Source organism: Pseudomonas sp. HP_01, from assembly GCF_055284355.1.
In genome coordinates this window covers 1-16,709 of record NZ_JBTOPV010000056.1, presented here as the reverse complement: position 1 = coordinate 16,709, position 16,709 = coordinate 1, and the positions used below count along the sequence as shown (strand labels likewise).

Here is a 16,709-nt window from a genome sequence, read left to right as displayed (position 1 = left end):
AGACTCTCTGTTACCCCCAGCCACGCACTGTGCTGGGGCACCCGCACCGAAAAGTAACAATTTCCTTCTTTTCACCTTCCTTGCATCCATAACCCTTCGCACAACTGGATCCCTGGCAAGCCCGACGCAATGCGGGCCGACGGGATTTCTGCGCTTGCAAAACCAACGTTGGCCCCTTGGTTGCATATGCTTGTATGTACAAGTAAGCATGAGTTGCCAAAGCGTGCAGCCAGGCCGGTTCGTTCACAACGACGGCGCCCATGCAGAGCCTTATTCCCACGTTCGTCACGGGCCCCCGCGTCCAGGCCGGATTGATCATCGAGGATTGTTAAGTGACTACTGACCACAACACCCCTGCTCCGCAATGGACCAAACGCCGCGATGTGGAAATCCGCGCAGCCCGTGGCACGCAACTGACCGCCAAGAGCTGGATGACCGAGGCACCGTTGCGGATGTTGATGAACAACCTCGACCCGGAAGTCGCCGAGAACCCGAACGAACTGGTGGTCTACGGTGGTATCGGTCGTGCGGCGCGTAACTGGGAATGCTATGACAAGATCGTCGAAAGCCTGACGAACCTGAATGACGACGAAACCCTGCTGGTGCAGTCCGGCAAACCGGTCGGCGTGTTCAAGACCCACAGCAACGCGCCCCGCGTGCTGATCGCCAACTCCAATCTGGTCCCTCACTGGGCGAGCTGGGAGCATTTCAACGAACTGGATGCAAAAGGCCTGGCGATGTACGGCCAGATGACCGCCGGCAGCTGGATCTACATCGGTAGCCAGGGCATCGTTCAAGGCACCTACGAAACCTTCGTCGAAGCCGGCCGTCAGCATTACGACGGCAACCTGAAAGGCCGTTGGGTACTGACCGCAGGCCTTGGCGGCATGGGCGGCGCGCAGCCACTCGCTGCCGGCATGGCGGGCGCCTGCTCGCTGAACATCGAATGCCAGCAAAGCCGCATCGATTTCCGCCTGAAAACCCGCTATGTCGACGAGCAAGCCACGGACCTCGACGACGCCCTCGCCCGCATCGCCAAATACACCGCCGAAGGCAAGGCGATCTCCATCGCCCTGTGCGGCAACGCCGCCGAGATCCTTCCGGAAATGGTCCGTCGTGGCGTGCGCCCGGACATGGTCACCGACCAGACCAGCGCCCACGATCCGCTCAACGGCTACCTGCCAAAAGGCTGGACCTGGGAGCAGTACCGCGAGCGCGCCGCCACCGAGCCTGCCGCAGTGGTCAAGGCTGCCAAGCAGTCCATGGCCGAGCACGTCGAAGCCATGCTGGCGTTCCAGAAAATGGGCGTGCCGACGTTCGATTACGGCAACAACATCCGTCAGATGGCCAAAGAAGTCGGCGTAACCCATGCCTTCGACTTCCCCGGCTTTGTGCCTGCTTACATTCGCCCGCTGTTCTGCCGTGGCGTCGGTCCGTTCCGCTGGGCCGCGCTGTCGGGCAATCCTGAAGACATCTACAAGACCGACGCCAAAGTCAAAGAGCTGATCCCGGACGACGCGCACCTGCACAACTGGCTGGACATGGCCCGCGAGCGCATCAGCTTCCAGGGTCTGCCGGCGCGTATCTGCTGGGTCGGCCTGGGCCAGCGCGCCAAACTGGGCCTGGCCTTCAACGAAATGGTCCGCAGCGGCGAGCTGTCGGCGCCGGTGGTGATCGGTCGTGATCACCTCGACTCCGGCTCCGTGGCCAGCCCCAACCGCGAGACCGAGTCGATGCAGGACGGCTCCGACGCCGTGTCCGACTGGCCGCTGCTCAACGCCCTGCTCAACACCGCGAGCGGCGCGACCTGGGTCTCGCTGCACCATGGCGGCGGCGTCGGCATGGGCTTCTCGCAGCACTCGGGCATGGTCATCGTCTGCGACGGCACCGATGAAGCTGCCGAACGTATCGCCCGAGTCCTGCACAACGACCCGGCCACCGGTGTGATGCGTCATGCCGATGCGGGGTATCAGATCGCGATCGACTGCGCCAAAGAGCAGGGTCTCAACCTGCCGATGATTAACGGCTAAAGCACTTCCCTATAGGAGTGACCGCGGTGGCGCTCCACCTTGCTCGCGATAGCGTCGGACCATTCACCATTGATGGCGCCCGACATTACGAAATCGCGAGCAAGCTCACTCCTACGGAGAGATGCATTCCGCAGTTATGCGTCCCAACATTCGACTTACGGGGATCTTCGCAATGGCTGTTCAAGATGATCGTGCTGCACCTGCTTCCGTGATCGAGCGGCGTTCGATCGATTACATCCCTGATGCCGAGCGACACGGTCGTCTGTTCAGCCAGTTCACCCTCTGGCTGGGCGCCAACCTGCAGATCACCGCGATCGTCACCGGGGCGCTGGCCGTGGTGCTGGGCGGTGATGTGTACTGGTCGCTGATCGGGCTTTTCATCGGGCGACTCATCGGCGGCGGCGTCATGGCGCTCCATGCGGCACAAGGCCCGAAGCTCGGTCTGCCGCAGATGATTTCCAGCCGGGTGCAGTTCGGCGTCTACGGCGCGGTGATTCCGCTGGTGCTGGTGTGCCTGATGTACATCGGTTTTTCTGCCAGCGGCTCGTTGCTTGCCGGTCAAGCGGTGGCGCAACTGATCAACGTTCCTGACTGGCAGGGCGTGGTGATCTTCGCCGCGGCCATCGTGGTACTGACCATTCTGGGCTACCGGGTCATCCACCTGATCGGCCGGGTCGCCAGCCTCATCGGCGTGATCGCCTTCGTTTACCTGTTCGCCGCGCTGCTGGCGGGCAATGACGTTGGCGCGTTGCTGGGCAACAAGCACTTCTCGCTGAGCAGCTTCCTGCTGGCGATTTCCCTGTCGGCGTCCTGGCAGATCGCCTTTGGCCCTTACGTTGCGGACTACTCGCGCTATCTGCCGCGCAGCACCTCAGCCGGCAAAACGTTCTGGGCGGTAGGTCTGGGGTCGGTGATCGGCGCGCAGGCGTCCATGGTCTTCGGCGTGTTCGCGGCGGCACTGGCGGGCAAAAATTTCGCCCATCACGAGGTCTCGTTTATCGTCGGCCTTGGCGGGACTGGCGCGGTCGCGGCAGCGCTGTATTTCAGCATTGCGTTCGGCAAGGTGACCATCACTACGCTCAACGCCTACGGCAGCTTCATGTCCATCGCCACCATTGTCAGCGGCTTCCGTGGCAATCGGCACATCTCCAGCGCGCTGCGGCTGACGTACATTTTCGCCATGGTCGGCATCGCAACGGCCCTGGCGCTGCTGGGCAAGGACTCGTTCCTCAAGGATTTCTCGGCTTTCATCCTGTTTCTGCTGGCGTTCTTCACGCCGTGGAGCGCGATCAATCTGGTGGATTTCTACTGCATCACCAAAGAACGCTACGACATCCCGGCGCTCTCGGACCCGAACGGTCGCTATGGCCGCTGGAACGGGATGGGCATCGGAATTTACGTGCTGGGCGTGCTGATTCAAATGCCGTTCATCTCCACCCATTTTTATACTGGCCCGCTGGTGGCGAGCCTTGATGACACCGACATTTCGTGGATCATCGGCCTCATCGTGCCCGCTGTGCTGTACTACGTGGCGGCGAAGAAGTGGCCGGGCAACGTGGCCGATCGCCTGATCCTGCCGACGGATTCCGAGGCGCTTCAGGCAAGCCGCACCGTTGCCCCTGCGCACGTCGCGGTGAACTGACCGTTCGTCATGCACGTCTGTTGCAGGGGGCATGCTGGAGAGAGAAGCGGGACGAGGCCGACAAGTGCCTCTCCCCTTGGCTGGAAGCCGTCTGTTTTCGCTACTGCCGTCATCCACTAAAAGACCGGAGCGTCACTCAATGAACACGAAAAAGGCCCTGCTATCCACGTTGCTCACCGCGGGCGTGCTCGCCAGTGGCGCCAGTCAAGCGGCGGGATGGTGCGAGTCCGGCAAGCCGGTGAAATTCGCCGGTCTGAACTGGGAAAGCGCAATGCTGCTGACCGACGTGCTGCAAGTTGTGCTGAACAAGGGCTATGGCTGCGAAGTGGATAGTCTGCCGGGCAACTCCATCACCATGGAAAACGCCCTGAGCACCAACGATATTCAAGTGTTTGCCGAAGAATGGGTCGGCCGCAGCGAAGTCTGGAACAAGGCTGAAGCCGCCGGCAAAGTGGTCGGCGTCGGCTCACCGGTGAAGGGTGCGGTGGAAGGCTGGTACGTGCCGCGTTACGTGATCGAAGGCGACGCCAAGCGCAAGCTGGAAGCCAAGGCACCGGACCTCAAGTCCATCGCCGATCTGGGCAAATACGCAGCCCTGTTCAAGGACGCCGAAGAGCCGGAAAAAGGCCGTTTCTATAACTGCCCGGCCGGCTGGACCTGCGAGCTGGAAAACAGCGAAATGCTGAAGAGCTATGGCCTGGAAAGCAAATACACCAACTTCCGCCCAGGCACCGGCCCGGCGCTGGATGCGGCGATTCTGTCCAGCTACAAGCGTGGCGAGCCGATCCTGGCGTACTACTGGTCGCCGACCCCGCTGATGGGCCAGGTGGACATGGTGCGTCTGGAAGAGAAAGCCGGCGTGAACAAGACCATCGAGATCAAGGTCGGCCTGTCCAAGGCGTTCCACGAACAGGCGCCTGAACTGGTGTCGGTGATGGAGAAGGTCAACATCCCGATCGACCTGCTCAACCAGAATCTGGCGCGCATGACCAAAGAGCGCATCGAGTCGCCGAAGCTGGCGAAAATCTTCCTCAAGGAGCACCCGGAAGTCTGGCATCAGTGGGTGAGCGAGGATGCGGCGAAGAAGGTGGATGCCTCTCTCTGACAGGCACCGCTGTCTGTAGGAGCGTGGCTTGTCCCGCGAGCGGCCGGGAACCGGTCGTAGATAAGCCGAACGCGGTATGTCAGACACACCGCAACGTTTGATTTTGCTGCCGCTTCGCGACAGATCGCGGGACAAGCCACGCTCCTACAGGAACCAGGCCGCCACTCTAAACATCGAGATAACGATATGTTCCCCGAAAGCTTCACGTTCTCCATCGCCGACTGGGTCAATGACTGGGTCGACAAGCTGGTCACCAACTACGGCGATGTGTTCCGGCACATCTCCGACACGCTGCTGTGGGCCATCGTCAAGCTCGAAGGCCTGTTGCGCGTTGCGCCGTGGTGGCTCCTGCTGGCCATCGTCGGCCTGATCGCCTGGCACGCGACCCGCAAGATCACCACCACAGTCGTCATCGTCGGCCTGCTGTTTCTGGTCGGCGCCGTAGGCCTGTGGGACAAGCTGATGCAGACCCTGGCGCTGATGCTGGTGGCCACGCTCATTTCGGTAATCATCGGCATACCGCTCGGCATTCTGTCGGCGCGCAGCAATCGCCTGCGTTCGGTGTTGATGCCGCTGTTGGACATCATGCAGACCATGCCCAGCTTCGTGTACCTGATTCCGGTGCTGATGCTGTTTGGTCTGGGCAAAGTCCCGGCGATTTTCGCCACCGTCATCTACGCCGCGCCGCCGTTGATTCGTCTGACAGACCTGGGCATTCGTCAGGTCGATGGCGAAGTCATGGAAGCGATCAACGCATTCGGCGCCAACCGCTGGCAGCAACTGTTTGGCGTGCAACTGCCGCTGGCGCTGCCGAGCATCATGGCCGGGATCAACCAGACCACGATGATGGCGCTGTCGATGGTGGTGATCGCCTCGATGATCGGTGCGCGCGGTCTGGGTGAAGACGTGCTGGTCGGCATCCAGACCCTCAACGTCGGACGCGGCCTGGAAGCGGGTCTGGCCATCGTCATTCTGGCGGTCGTGATCGACCGTATTACGCAGGCCTACGGCCGTCCACGGCATGAGGCGAACAAATGAGCGTCGAGATAATTAATCCAGCGAACTCGGGCGGCCCAGACAGTGCGGTGAGCCCGGGCGGCAAAATCGTCGTCAAGAACGTGTACAAGATCTTCGGCAACCGCGCCAAGGATGCCCTGGCGATGGTTCAGAATAATCAGAGCAAGGATCAGGTCCTGGCGCAGACGGGCTGCGTGGTCGGCGTGAACGACCTGTCGCTGTCCATCTCCAGCGGCGAGATCTTCGTGATCATGGGCCTGTCGGGTTCGGGGAAATCGACCCTGGTGCGCCACTTCAACCGCCTGATCGATCCCACCAGCGGCGAGATTCTGGTCGATGGCGAGAACATCCTGACCTACGACATGGAAGCGCTGCGCAACTTCCGTCGGCACAAGATCAGCATGGTGTTCCAGAGCTTCGGCCTGCTGCCGCACAAGACCGTGATCGACAACGTCGCCTACGGCCTGACCGTTCGTGGCGAGAGCAAAGCGCAATGCGCCGAGCGCGCGCAGCACTGGATCACCACGGTGGGCCTGAAGGGCTACGAGAAGAAGTACCCCCATCAGCTCTCCGGCGGCATGCGGCAGCGTGTCGGCCTGGCACGGGCGCTGGCGGCTGACACTGACATCATCCTGATGGACGAAGCGTTCAGCGCCCTCGATCCGCTGATCCGCGCGGAGATGCAGGACCAGTTGCTGGAGCTGCAGTCGAACCTGAAGAAGACCATCGTTTTCATCACCCACGACCTCGACGAAGCCGTGCGTATCGGCAACCGCATCGCGATTTTGAAGGACGGTCAGTTGATCCAGGTCGGGACGCCGAAAGAAATCCTCTACTCGCCTGCCGACGATTACGTTGATCGTTTCGTGCAGCGGCGCGTGGCGACTCTCTAAGGACGCTGTGGTCATGTCGCGAGCAGAACTGATCATCATCGGTGAGGGCCCGGTCAGCTGGCAGGAGGTGACCGCCGTTGCCCGCCATGGCGCAACGCTGGCGTTGTCGGAAAGCGCATGGGCGCACATCGACAACGCCCAGGCGATCGTACAGCGCATCGTTGCCAGCGGGGAGCGCGCTTATGGCGTGAACACCGGCCTCGGCGCGCTGTGCAATGTTTCGCTGGCCGGGGAGCAACTGGGTCGGCTGTCGCGCAACACCCTGCTCAGCCATGCCTGCGGCGTCGGCCCGGCGCTACCGGACGAGCAGACGCGCGCGATCACCTGCGCCGCGATCATCAACTACAGCCAGGGCAAGTCCGGGATTCATCGTCAGGTGGTCGAGGCCTTGCTCGCCTTGCTCAATCGCCGCATCACACCGCAAGTGCCGTCCCAGGGGTCCGTGGGATATCTCACTCACATGGCGCACATCGGCGTCGCGCTGTTGGGCGTCGGTCAGGTGAGTTATCGCGGGCAAGTGATGTCGGCGTTGCAGGCGCTCAGCGAAGAAGGCCTGTCGCCGGTGGAGCTGGGGGCCAAGGACGGCCTGTGTCTGGTCAACGGCACGCCGTGCATGACCGGCCTCAGTTGCCTGGCGATTGCCGACGTGAATCGCCTGATGCAGTGGGCCGATGTTATCAGCGCCATGACCTTCGAAGGTCTGCGGGGCCAGCTCGACGCCTTTGACGAAACCATCATTGCGCTCAAGCCGCACCCCGGCATGCAGCAGGTCGGCAAAAACCTGCGCGGCCTGCTCGCCGGCAGCGAGGTGCTCGCCAACAGTCAGGGCATCCGCACCCAGGACGCCCTGAGCATCCGCTCGATCCCGCAGGTCCACGGCGCCACCCGCGACCAGTTGGCCCACGCGACGCGGCAGATCGAAATAGAGCTCAACTCGGCCACCGACAACCCGCTGCTGCTGGGCACACCCGAAGCGTATCGGGTGGTTTCCCAGGCCAACCCCCACGGCCAGTCCGTGGCGATGGCCGCTGACTTGCTGGCGATCGCCATGGCCGAACTGGGCTCGATTGCCGAGCGACGGCTGGACCGGCTGATCAACCCGACAGTCAGCGGGCTTCCGGCGTTTCTGGTCAGCCAGCCGGGGGTCAATTCCGGGATGATGATCACCCAATACGTCGCCGCCTCGCTGTGTGCCGAAAACCGCCAGTTGGCACAACCGGCGGTCATTGATAACTACGTGACGTCCGGCCTGCAGGAGGATCATCTGAGCATGGGCACCAGCGCCGCCTTGAAGCTGCACAAGGTGCTGGAGAACGTGACGCAGATCCTCGCCATCGAGTATCTGCTGGCCGCCCAGGCGTTCGAGTTTTTCAAGGGCCCGCGTTTTGGCGTCGGCACCGAAGTCGCGTGGCGTCTTTTGCGCGAGCGCGTGCCGGCCTACGACGAAGACCGCTGGCTGGCCCCGGACATCGCCAGCAGCGTGACGCTGCTGAAGAACGAAGAGTCATTGGAAACCGTATTCCAGCGCTGCCGCGACTACGCGGCAGGCGCTAACCCCGACACCGACAACAACGGTCGCAGCGCAAGCGCCCCTCGCGCGGGACAGGCAGGAGCCGGTTCAGCGCAGACGACCGATACCCATCAAGGAGTAGCAGCATCGTGACCAACACCCAACAGGCGACCCCGCTGAATCTGATCCCTGGCCAGTTGAGCCTCGCCCAACTGCGCGCGATCTATCAGCGGCCGGTAACGCTGACCCTCGACGCCAGCGCCGATCGCCAGATCGAAGACAGCGTGGCCTGCGTTGAACAGATCCTCGCCGAAAACCGCACCGCTTACGGCATCAATACCGGTTTCGGCCTGCTGGCGTCGACGCGCATCGCCAGCGCCGACCTGGAGAACCTGCAGCGTTCGCTGGTGCTGTCTCACGCCGCAGGCGTTGGCGGGCCGATCAGCGATGAGCTGGTGCGCCTGATCATGGTGCTCAAGGTCAACAGCCTGAGCCGGGGCTTCTCCGGGATTCGCCGTCAGGTCATCGACGCGTTGATCGCCCTGATCAACGCCGAGGTCTATCCGCACATCCCGCTCAAGGGTTCGGTCGGCGCCTCCGGCGACCTCGCACCATTGGCGCACATGTCGCTGGTGTTGCTGGGCGAAGGCAAGGCGCGCCACAAGGGCGAATGGCTGAATGCCGTGGAAGCGCTGGCGATCGCCGGGCTCACGCCGCTGACGCTGGCGGCTAAAGAAGGCCTGGCGCTGCTCAACGGCACGCAAGTGTCGACAGCCTATGCGTTGCGTGGCCTGTTCGAAGCCGAAGACCTGTTCGCTGGCGCCCTGAGCTGCGGCGCGCTGACCGTTGAAGCCGTGCTCGGCTCCCGCGCGCCGTTCGACGCACGCATTCATGCTGCACGCGGTCAGCGCGGCCAGATCGATTCGGCTGCGGCCTATCGCGACCTGCTCGGCGACGGCAGTCAGGTTTCCGACTCCCACCGCGACTGCGACAAGGTTCAGGACCCCTACTCCCTGCGCTGCCAGCCACAAGTCATGGGCGCCTGCCTGACCCAATTGCGTCAGGCCGCCGAAGTGCTGGCGATCGAATCCAACGCGGTGTCGGACAACCCGCTGGTGTTCGCAGCCGAAGGCGAAGTCATTTCCGGCGGTAACTTCCACGCCGAACCCGTTGCCATGGCGGCCGACAATATCGCCCTGGCCATCGCCGAAATCGGCTCGCTGAGCGAACGCCGCATCTCGCTGATGATGGACAAGCACATGTCGCAGCTGCCGCCGTTCCTGGTGGCCAACGGCGGGGTTAACTCAGGTTTCATGATCGCTCAGGTCACGGCCGCAGCCCTGGCCAGTGAAAACAAGGCGCTGTCCCACCCGCACAGCGTCGACAGCCTGCCGACGTCCGCCAACCAGGAGGACCATGTGTCGATGGCACCTGCTGCCGGCAAGCGTCTGTGGGAAATGGCGGAGAACACTCGCGGCGTGCTGGCTGTAGAATGGCTGGCTGCGTGTCAGGGTCTGGACTTGCGCAACGGTCTGAAGACCTCGGAAAAACTGGAAATCGCCCGAAACACGCTGCGCGGCAAAGTCCCGTTCTACGAGAAAGACCGCTTCTTCGCCCCTGATATCGAGGCCGCCATCGAGCTGCTGGCTTCCAACTGCCTGAGCGACCTGGTTTCTGCTGACCTGCTGCCGAGCTTCTGATCGGGACAGGCCGGGATGGCCTGTCGTTGAAATGAGTGAAGGGGATTTACCCCTGTAGGAGTGAGCTTGCTCGCGATGCAATAGGTCAGAAACGCATTTGCCGTCTGACACACCGCAATCGCGAGCAAGCTCACTCCTACAAGAGCCGCTCGTTTCGCAGCAAAAAGTAAGACTAGGAACGTGTGAAATGACATCGCAAAACGCTACAGATCTGAAACGCGGGCTCAGCGCTCGCCACATTCGCTTCATGGCGCTGGGCTCGGCCATTGGCACCGGGTTGTTCTACGGCTCCGCGTCGGCTATCAAGCTGGCCGGCCCCGCCGTTCTGCTGGTGTACATCATTGCCGGTGCTGCGGTTTACATGGTCATGCGCGCCTTGGGCGAGATGGCCGTGCGCAACCCGGTGTCCGGCTCGTTCGGCGAGTACGCCACCACGTATCTGGGTCCGCTCGCCGGGTTTGTCCTCGGCTGGACCTATGCGTTCGAGATGGTCATCGTCTGCCTGGCCGACGTCACCGCCTTCGGTATTTACATGGGCTTCTGGTTTCCAGAGGTGCCACGCTGGATCTGGGTGCTCGGCATCGTCTTTCTGATCGGCGCGCTTAACCTGTGCAGCGTCAAAGTCTTCGGTGAAACCGAGTTCTGGCTGTCGCTGCTGAAGGTCGGCGCGATCATCGCGATGATCCTCGCCGGCTTCGGCATCATGCTGTTCGGCCTCGGCTCGGTCTCGGGCGGCGGCGTCAGCAGCGTGAGCAATCTGTGGGCCTACGGCGGCTTCATGCCCAACGGCATCGGCGGTCTCGTGGCCTCGCTGGCAGTGGTGATGTTCGCCTTTGGCGGCATCGAAATCATCGGCATCACCGCCGGTGAAGCTCGGAACCCGGAGCGCGTGATTCCCCGCGCGATCAACGCAGTCCCGCTGCGAATTTTGCTGTTTTACGTGCTTACGCTGTTCGTCCTGATGTCGCTGTACCCGTGGCAGCAGATCGGCAGCCAGGGCAGCCCGTTCGTCCAGATCTTCGATCACCTCGGGATTTCATCAGCAGCCACCGTCCTCAACATCGTGGTGATCACTGCAGCCGTTTCGGCGATCAACAGCGACATCTTCGGTGCCGGACGCATGATGTACGGACTGGCAATACAAGGTCAGGCGCCAAAGGGTTTTGCTCAGTTGTCCGCCCAGGGCGTGCCGTGGATGACAGTGCTGGTGATGGGTGTGGCGCTGCTCTGCGGCGTTGTGCTGAATTACCTGATTCCGGAAAACGTGTTCCTGCTTATCGCCTCGATTGCGACCTTCGCGACGGTCTGGGTGTGGCTGATGATTCTGGTCACGCAGATCGCCATGCGCCGCTCGATGAGCGCAGAAGAAGTCGCCCAGCTGAAATTCCCGGTGCCGTTCTGGCCCGTCGCACCGATTGTTGCCACGTTGTTCATGGTGTTTGTGTTTGGCGTGCTGGGTTATTTCCCGGACAGCCAGGCGGCGCTGGTGGTGGGAGCGGTGTGGATTGCTTTGCTGGTGGTTGCGTACTGGATCTGGGTCAAGCCGAAGCAGAACCTGATCAAGGCCCCATCGAATAGCTGATTAATTGACCCACTCTTGGAGAGATCGATGAAAACGCTCTGGCACCACTGTCACGCAGCAACCATGGCGAACGGCACGTACTCGATCATCGAGGACGCCGCCATCGTGACCGATGCAGCGCAGATCGTCTGGATCGGTCCTCTCCGAGACATGCCGGACCAGGGTGACATCAAGCGCGTCGACCTGAACGGCGCGTGGGTGACGCCGGGACTGATCGATTGCCACACCCACACGGTGTTCGGCGGTAACCGCAGCGGTGAGTTCGAACAGCGGTTGCAGGGCGTCAGCTACGCCGAGATCGCCGCAGCGGGCGGCGGCATCGCCAGCACCGTACGCGCGACCCGGGCCGCCAGTGAAGAAGAACTCTACGCCAGCGCCGAGCGTCGTCTGGTGCACCTGCTCAGAGATGGCGTGACCACCATCGAGATGAAATCCGGCTACGGCCTGGACCTCGCCAGCGAACGCAAAATCCTGCGGGTGATTCGCCAACTGGGTGAAAACCTGCCGATCACCGTGCGCAGCACCTGTCTCGCCGCCCACGCCTTGCCGCCGGAGTACAAAGACCGCGCCGATGACTACATCGCCCACATCTGCAGTGAAATGCTGCCGGCGTTGGCGGCAGAAAATCTGGTGGATGCGGTCGATGCGTTCTGCGAATACCTGGCGTTCTCGCCGGCGCAGGTCGAACAGGTGTTCATCACCGCCGGCCAGTTGGGCCTGCCGGTGAAGCTGCACGCCGAGCAGTTGTCTTCGCTGCACGGCTCGAGTCTGGCGGCCCGTTATCAGGCACTGTCGGCTGATCACCTGGAGTTCATGACCGAAGAAGACGCCATCGCGATGGCGGCCTCAGGCACGGTCGCCGTTTTGCTGCCGGGGGCGTTTTATTTCCTGCGCGAAACTCAATTGCCGCCGATGGATGTCCTGCGCAAACACGGGGTGAGGATCGCCATTTCCACCGACCTTAATCCGGGCACATCGCCGGGCCTGTCGCTGCGGCTGATGCTGAACATGGCCTGCACACTGTTCCGCATGACGCCAGAAGAAGCCTTGGCCGGGGTAACCATTCACGCGGCGCAGGCGCTGGGCATGGCCGAGACCCATGGTTCGCTGGAAGTGGGCAAAACGGCGGATTTCGTCGCCTGGCACATCGAACGGCCTGCCGACCTCGCCTATTGGCTGGGCGGCGATCTGGACAAACGCGTCGTTCGTCATGGCGTGGAACGCACTCTCTAATCAGGGGAATACTGTGGACAAGGTTCTGAGTTTCACTCGCGGTCGCGTACCGCTGTTGATCAGCATGCCGCACCCGGGACTGCACCTGACGCCCGCCGTGCGTGATGGCCTGGTGGACGAGGCGGTGAGCCTGCCGGACACCGACTGGCACATTCCGCGCTTGTATGACTTTGCGTCTGATCTGGGGGCAAGCGTGCTTTCGGCGGAATATTCACGCTTCGTCATCGACCTCAATCGCCCCTCAGACGACACGCCGCTGTACGCCGGCGCGACCACCGGGCTGTTCCCCTCGACGCTGTTCGAGGGCGATCCGCTGTTCAAAGAGGGTTTGGCGCCGAGCCAGGAAGAACGCGCGAGCTATCTGGAGAAGATCTGGACGCCGTATCACGAGACGCTACGCAACGAGCTCGAACGCCTGCGCGCCGAGTTCGGTTATGCGTTGCTGTTCGATGCGCATTCCATTCGTGGGCACATTCCGCATCTGTTTGACGGTCGGCTGCCGGACTTCAATCTCGGGACGTTCAATGGCGCGAGTTGTGATGAAGCGCTGGCTCAGCGTCTGGATTCAACGTGCGCCGCCGCGAAGAACTACAGCCATGTGCTCAACGGGCGCTTCAAGGGCGGCCATATCACCCGCCACTATGGCGACCCGGCCAACCACATCCACGCGGTGCAACTGGAACTGGCGCAGAGCACGTACATGGACGAGTTCGTGCCCTTCCACTACCGCCCGGACCTGGCTGAGCCAACGCAGTTGGTGTTGAAAGGGCTGCTGGAGGAAATGATCGCCTGGGGGCGGGAGACGTACGGGAAGTAGCCTCGGGTTGATGATTCTCTTGATGGTTCCCACGCTCTGCGTGGGAACCAATCCCCCTGACGCTCCGCGTCAAAGGACGCGGAGCGTCCGCCACCCGCGCGCCCACGCAGAGCGTGGGTACGATCATCACCGGATGCGCGCGTGCCGTTAGTGGGACCGGCTTCAGCCGGGAAGAGGCCTGTCTGAGCACCATTAGTCTCCTGGTGGTGGCCGTTACTTCTTCAACAACCGCAATCCATTGGCCACCACCAGCAAACTCACGCCCATGTCGGCAAACACTGCCATCCACATGGTCGCCATCCCGGCGAAGGTCACCGCCAGAAAGATCAACTTGATCACCAGCGCCAGCGCAATGTTCTGCTTGAGCACAGCAGCCGTGTCCCGCGACAGGCGAATAAACGTCGGGATCTTGCGCAGATCATCGTCCATCAGCGCCACGTCGGCGGTTTCGATGGCGGTGTCCGTCCCCGCCGCCGCCATGGCAAAACCGATCTCCGCCCGGGCCAGCGCCGGCGCATCGTTGATGCCATCCCCGACCATGCCTACGCGGTGGTTCTGCGCGTACAGGGCTTCGATGGCTTGCAGCTTGTCGGTCGGCATCAGATTGCCCTGCGCCTGATCGATCCCCACCTGAGCGGCGATGGCCTTGGCCGTGTGCGGGTTGTCGCCCGTCAGCATCATCGTCTTAACGCCCAGCGCATGCAGTTGCTCGATGGCCTCGCGGCTGCTGTCCTTGACCGTGTCGGCGACCGCAAACAACGCCAGCGGGCCGGAGGCGTCGAACAACAGGACCACGGTTTTGCCCTGGCTTTCCAGCGCCTCAAGTTGCGCTTCCAGTTCCGGCGAGCAATACCCCGCGTCATGCACCAGACGGTGGTTGCCCAAGTGATACAAACGCCCTTGCACCTCGCCCTTCACGCCAAGCCCTGCGAGGGCTTCGAACGCCTCAACCGGCAGCCGGGTGCCGTCCTGCGCCGCCTTGGCAATGGCTTGAGACACCGGGTGATCCGAGCGACCGGCAAGGCTCGCCGAGATCGCCACAGCCTGCTCACCCAGTGACGTATCGAGCAATACGTAATCGGTCTGCACCGGCTTGCCGTGGGTGATGGTGCCGGTCTTGTCGAGCGCCAGGTAATCGAGCTTATGCCCCATCTCCAGGTATACGCCGCCCTTGACCAGGATGCCTTTGCGCGCCGCCGCCGCCAGACCGCTGACGATCGTCACCGGGGTGGAAATCACCAGCGCACACGGGCAAGCGACAACCAACAGCACCAGCGCGCGGTAGATCCAGTCGAACCACGCCGCGCCCATGAACAGCGGCGGGATGATCGCGATCGCCAGCGCCAGCGCAAACACGGCGGGTGTGTAGATTTTCGAAAAGCTGTCCACGAAACGCTGGGTCGGCGCGCGCGCGCCCTGGGCCGCCTCGACGGCATGGATGATCCGCGCCAACGTTGAGTTGTTGGCAGCGGCGGTCACCTTGTATTCCAGCGAACCGGCCTGATTGATCGTGCCGGCAAAAACCTTGTCGCCGACTGTTTTCTCGACCGGCAAGCTTTCGCCGGTGATGGGCGCCTGATCAATGCTCGACTGGCCGGCAACCACTTCACCGTCCAGCCCGATGCGTTCGCCCGGCTTGACCCGAACGACGCTGCCCAACGCAATATCCTTGACCTCAAGCTCAAGCCACTCGCCGTTCTGCTGCACGGTGGCGGTTTCCGGCGTCAGCTGCATCAGGCCGCCAATGGCGTTGCGGGCACGGTCCAGCGACTTGGCTTCAATCAGCTCGGCGACGGTGAACAGAAACATCACCATCGCCGCTTCCGGCCACTGGCCGATCAGCACCGCGCCGGTGACAGCGATGCTCATCAGCGCGTTTATATTCAGGTTGAAGTTTTTCAGGGCGATCCAGCCCTTTTTGTACGTGGTCAGGCCGCCGCTGAAAATGGCGACCAGCGCGACGATGGCGACCACCCAAGTGGGCGCGGCGTTGGTGAAATGGATGACTTCCGCAGCCAAAGCAGCGACACCCGACAACGCCAACGGCCACCACGGCTTGTTGGCGGGCGGCAGCGACGCGGTTTCCTTGTCAGCCCCCTCTTCGATCAGGTCCGCCTGCATGCCCAGCGAGCCAATGGCTTCACGGATGGGATCGGTGGACGGCAACTCATGCCACACGCCCAGCACGCGGTTGATCAGGTTGAATTCAAGCTTCTGAATGCCCTTCATCTTGCCGAGCTTGTTCTGGATCAGCGTCTGCTCGGTGGGGCAGTCCATGGCTTCGATACGGAAGCTGCTCAGTTTTCCATCAGCGTCTGACGCGCCATCGATGGTCACGACGGCGGGCGCGCTGTCGTGGGAGCAGCAGGCGTGGGCAGCGTGGTCGTGTTTGTGCACGGGCGTGAGTTTGGCTTGCCCATGGTCATGATCGGCATGATCGTGATCGGCGTGGTCGTGCGCGTCGTGAGCGGGTTTGTTCGGGGAAGATGTGTGTACAGAGTCACTCATGGATTGAGTCTCTAAATGTGCGTGTTGCCAAGTGAACACCCTGTAGCCACTATAGGGTCAAGCGTCCTATCGAGATCTTGCGCATGAACCCTTCATTTAAAATCGGCGAACTGGCAAAACTCACGGAATGTCCGGTTGAAACGATTAGGTACTACGAGCGCGAGGGTCTGCTCAGCGAACCCGCGCGCAGCGAAGGCAACTACCGTTTGTACACTCAGGAGCACGTCGAGCGCCTGACCTTCATCCGCAATTGCCGAAGCCTGGATATGACGCTGGACGAAATCCGCAGCCTGCTGGCCCTGCGCGACAGTCCGCGGGATCAGTGCGAGAACGTCAACGCGCTGATCGACGAACACATCCAGCACGTGAACGCCCGCGTCGCGAGCCTGCAAGCGCTGCAGGAGCAACTGGTCGACCTGCGCCAACGCTGCAGCGAAGGCGCGCCGGATCACTGTGGAATTCTGGATCGACTGGAAATCAGTGGCAGCGTCGTGACCGCGGATGTCGAACACTCCCACGTAGGCCGTAGCCACGGGCATTGACTGGTTAGTGGGACCGGCTTCAGCCGGGAAGAGGTCAGTGCGAGCACCATCACTTTTGTGGCGTGGCATCCGACGCCTTCCCGGCTAAAGCCGGTCCTACAAGTCGGCGTTCCAGCCAATCCCATTGAAT

Annotated in this window: 12 protein-coding genes; 11 read left to right on the top strand and 1 reads right to left on the bottom strand. The window is 62.2% G+C overall.

Going from position 1 to position 16,709, the window contains the following annotated elements:
* The first annotated feature begins 332 nt into the window (after window positions 1–332).
* The 10 genes from hutU (at window position 333) to hutG (ending at window position 13,529) form a co-directional block, all read left to right on the top strand.
* The gene (hutU, locus tag ACYAR8_RS21840) at window positions 333–2,030 is read left to right on the top strand and encodes a urocanate hydratase (protein WP_074890826.1); all 1,698 of its coding nucleotides are present in this window, start codon (window positions 333–335) and stop codon (window positions 2,028–2,030) included.
* A 172-nt stretch (window positions 2,031–2,202) separates the two neighbouring features.
* A complete protein-coding gene (locus tag ACYAR8_RS21835; protein ID WP_463581041.1) occupies window positions 2,203–3,672 on the top strand; it encodes a purine-cytosine permease family protein in 1,470 nt (489 codons plus the stop codon).
* A 139-nt stretch (window positions 3,673–3,811) separates the two neighbouring features.
* Window positions 3,812–4,777 (top strand): ABC transporter substrate-binding protein, encoded by a 966-nt coding sequence (locus ACYAR8_RS21830; protein WP_065986702.1) that lies wholly within the window; start codon window positions 3,812–3,814, stop codon window positions 4,775–4,777.
* 186 nt (window positions 4,778–4,963) lie between these two features.
* Window positions 4,964–5,815, top strand: coding sequence for an ABC transporter permease (locus ACYAR8_RS21825; RefSeq protein WP_074890829.1), 852 nt, complete (start codon window positions 4,964–4,966; stop codon window positions 5,813–5,815).
* Window positions 5,812–6,687, top strand: a complete 876-nt coding sequence (locus ACYAR8_RS21820; protein ID WP_463581040.1) for a quaternary amine ABC transporter ATP-binding protein — start codon at window positions 5,812–5,814, stop codon at window positions 6,685–6,687. Before ACYAR8_RS21825 ends, ACYAR8_RS21820 begins: the two co-directional genes overlap by 4 nt.
* A 13-nt stretch (window positions 6,688–6,700) precedes the next feature.
* Window positions 6,701–8,350, top strand: a complete 1,650-nt coding sequence (locus ACYAR8_RS21815) for an HAL/PAL/TAL family ammonia-lyase (protein WP_463581039.1) — start codon at window positions 6,701–6,703, stop codon at window positions 8,348–8,350.
* On the top strand, window positions 8,347–9,897 hold the full coding sequence (gene hutH / locus ACYAR8_RS21810; protein WP_463581038.1) for a histidine ammonia-lyase: 1,551 nt from the start codon (window positions 8,347–8,349) through the stop codon (window positions 9,895–9,897). The genes ACYAR8_RS21815 and hutH overlap by 4 nt, the downstream gene beginning before the upstream one ends.
* A gap of 187 nt (window positions 9,898–10,084) precedes the next feature.
* Window positions 10,085–11,479 carry an amino acid permease gene (locus ACYAR8_RS21805; protein ID WP_463581037.1) on the top strand — a complete coding sequence of 465 codons (1,395 nt, stop codon included), beginning with the start codon at window positions 10,085–10,087 and terminating at the stop codon, window positions 11,477–11,479.
* A 27-nt stretch (window positions 11,480–11,506) separates the two neighbouring features.
* Entirely contained in the window at window positions 11,507–12,712 is a 1,206-nt protein-coding gene (gene hutI, locus ACYAR8_RS21800; RefSeq protein WP_463581036.1) for an imidazolonepropionase, read from the top strand.
* A gap of 13 nt (window positions 12,713–12,725) precedes the next feature.
* Entirely contained in the window at window positions 12,726–13,529 is an 804-nt protein-coding gene (gene hutG / locus ACYAR8_RS21795) for an N-formylglutamate deformylase (protein ID WP_108119141.1), read from the top strand.
* Window positions 13,530–13,742: 213 nt separating this feature from the next.
* Here hutG and ACYAR8_RS21790 read toward each other — a convergent pair whose 3' ends face one another.
* The gene (locus ACYAR8_RS21790) at window positions 13,743–16,037 is read right to left on the bottom strand and encodes a heavy metal translocating P-type ATPase (RefSeq protein WP_463581035.1); all 2,295 of its coding nucleotides are present in this window, start codon (window positions 16,035–16,037) and stop codon (window positions 13,743–13,745) included.
* Between the two features lie 83 nt (window positions 16,038–16,120).
* Between ACYAR8_RS21790 and cadR the strand changes: the two genes are divergently transcribed.
* Window positions 16,121–16,579, top strand: coding sequence for a Cd(II)/Pb(II)-responsive transcriptional regulator (cadR, locus tag ACYAR8_RS21785; RefSeq protein ID WP_074890843.1), 459 nt, complete (start codon window positions 16,121–16,123; stop codon window positions 16,577–16,579).
* Window positions 16,580–16,709 lie beyond the last annotated feature (130 nt).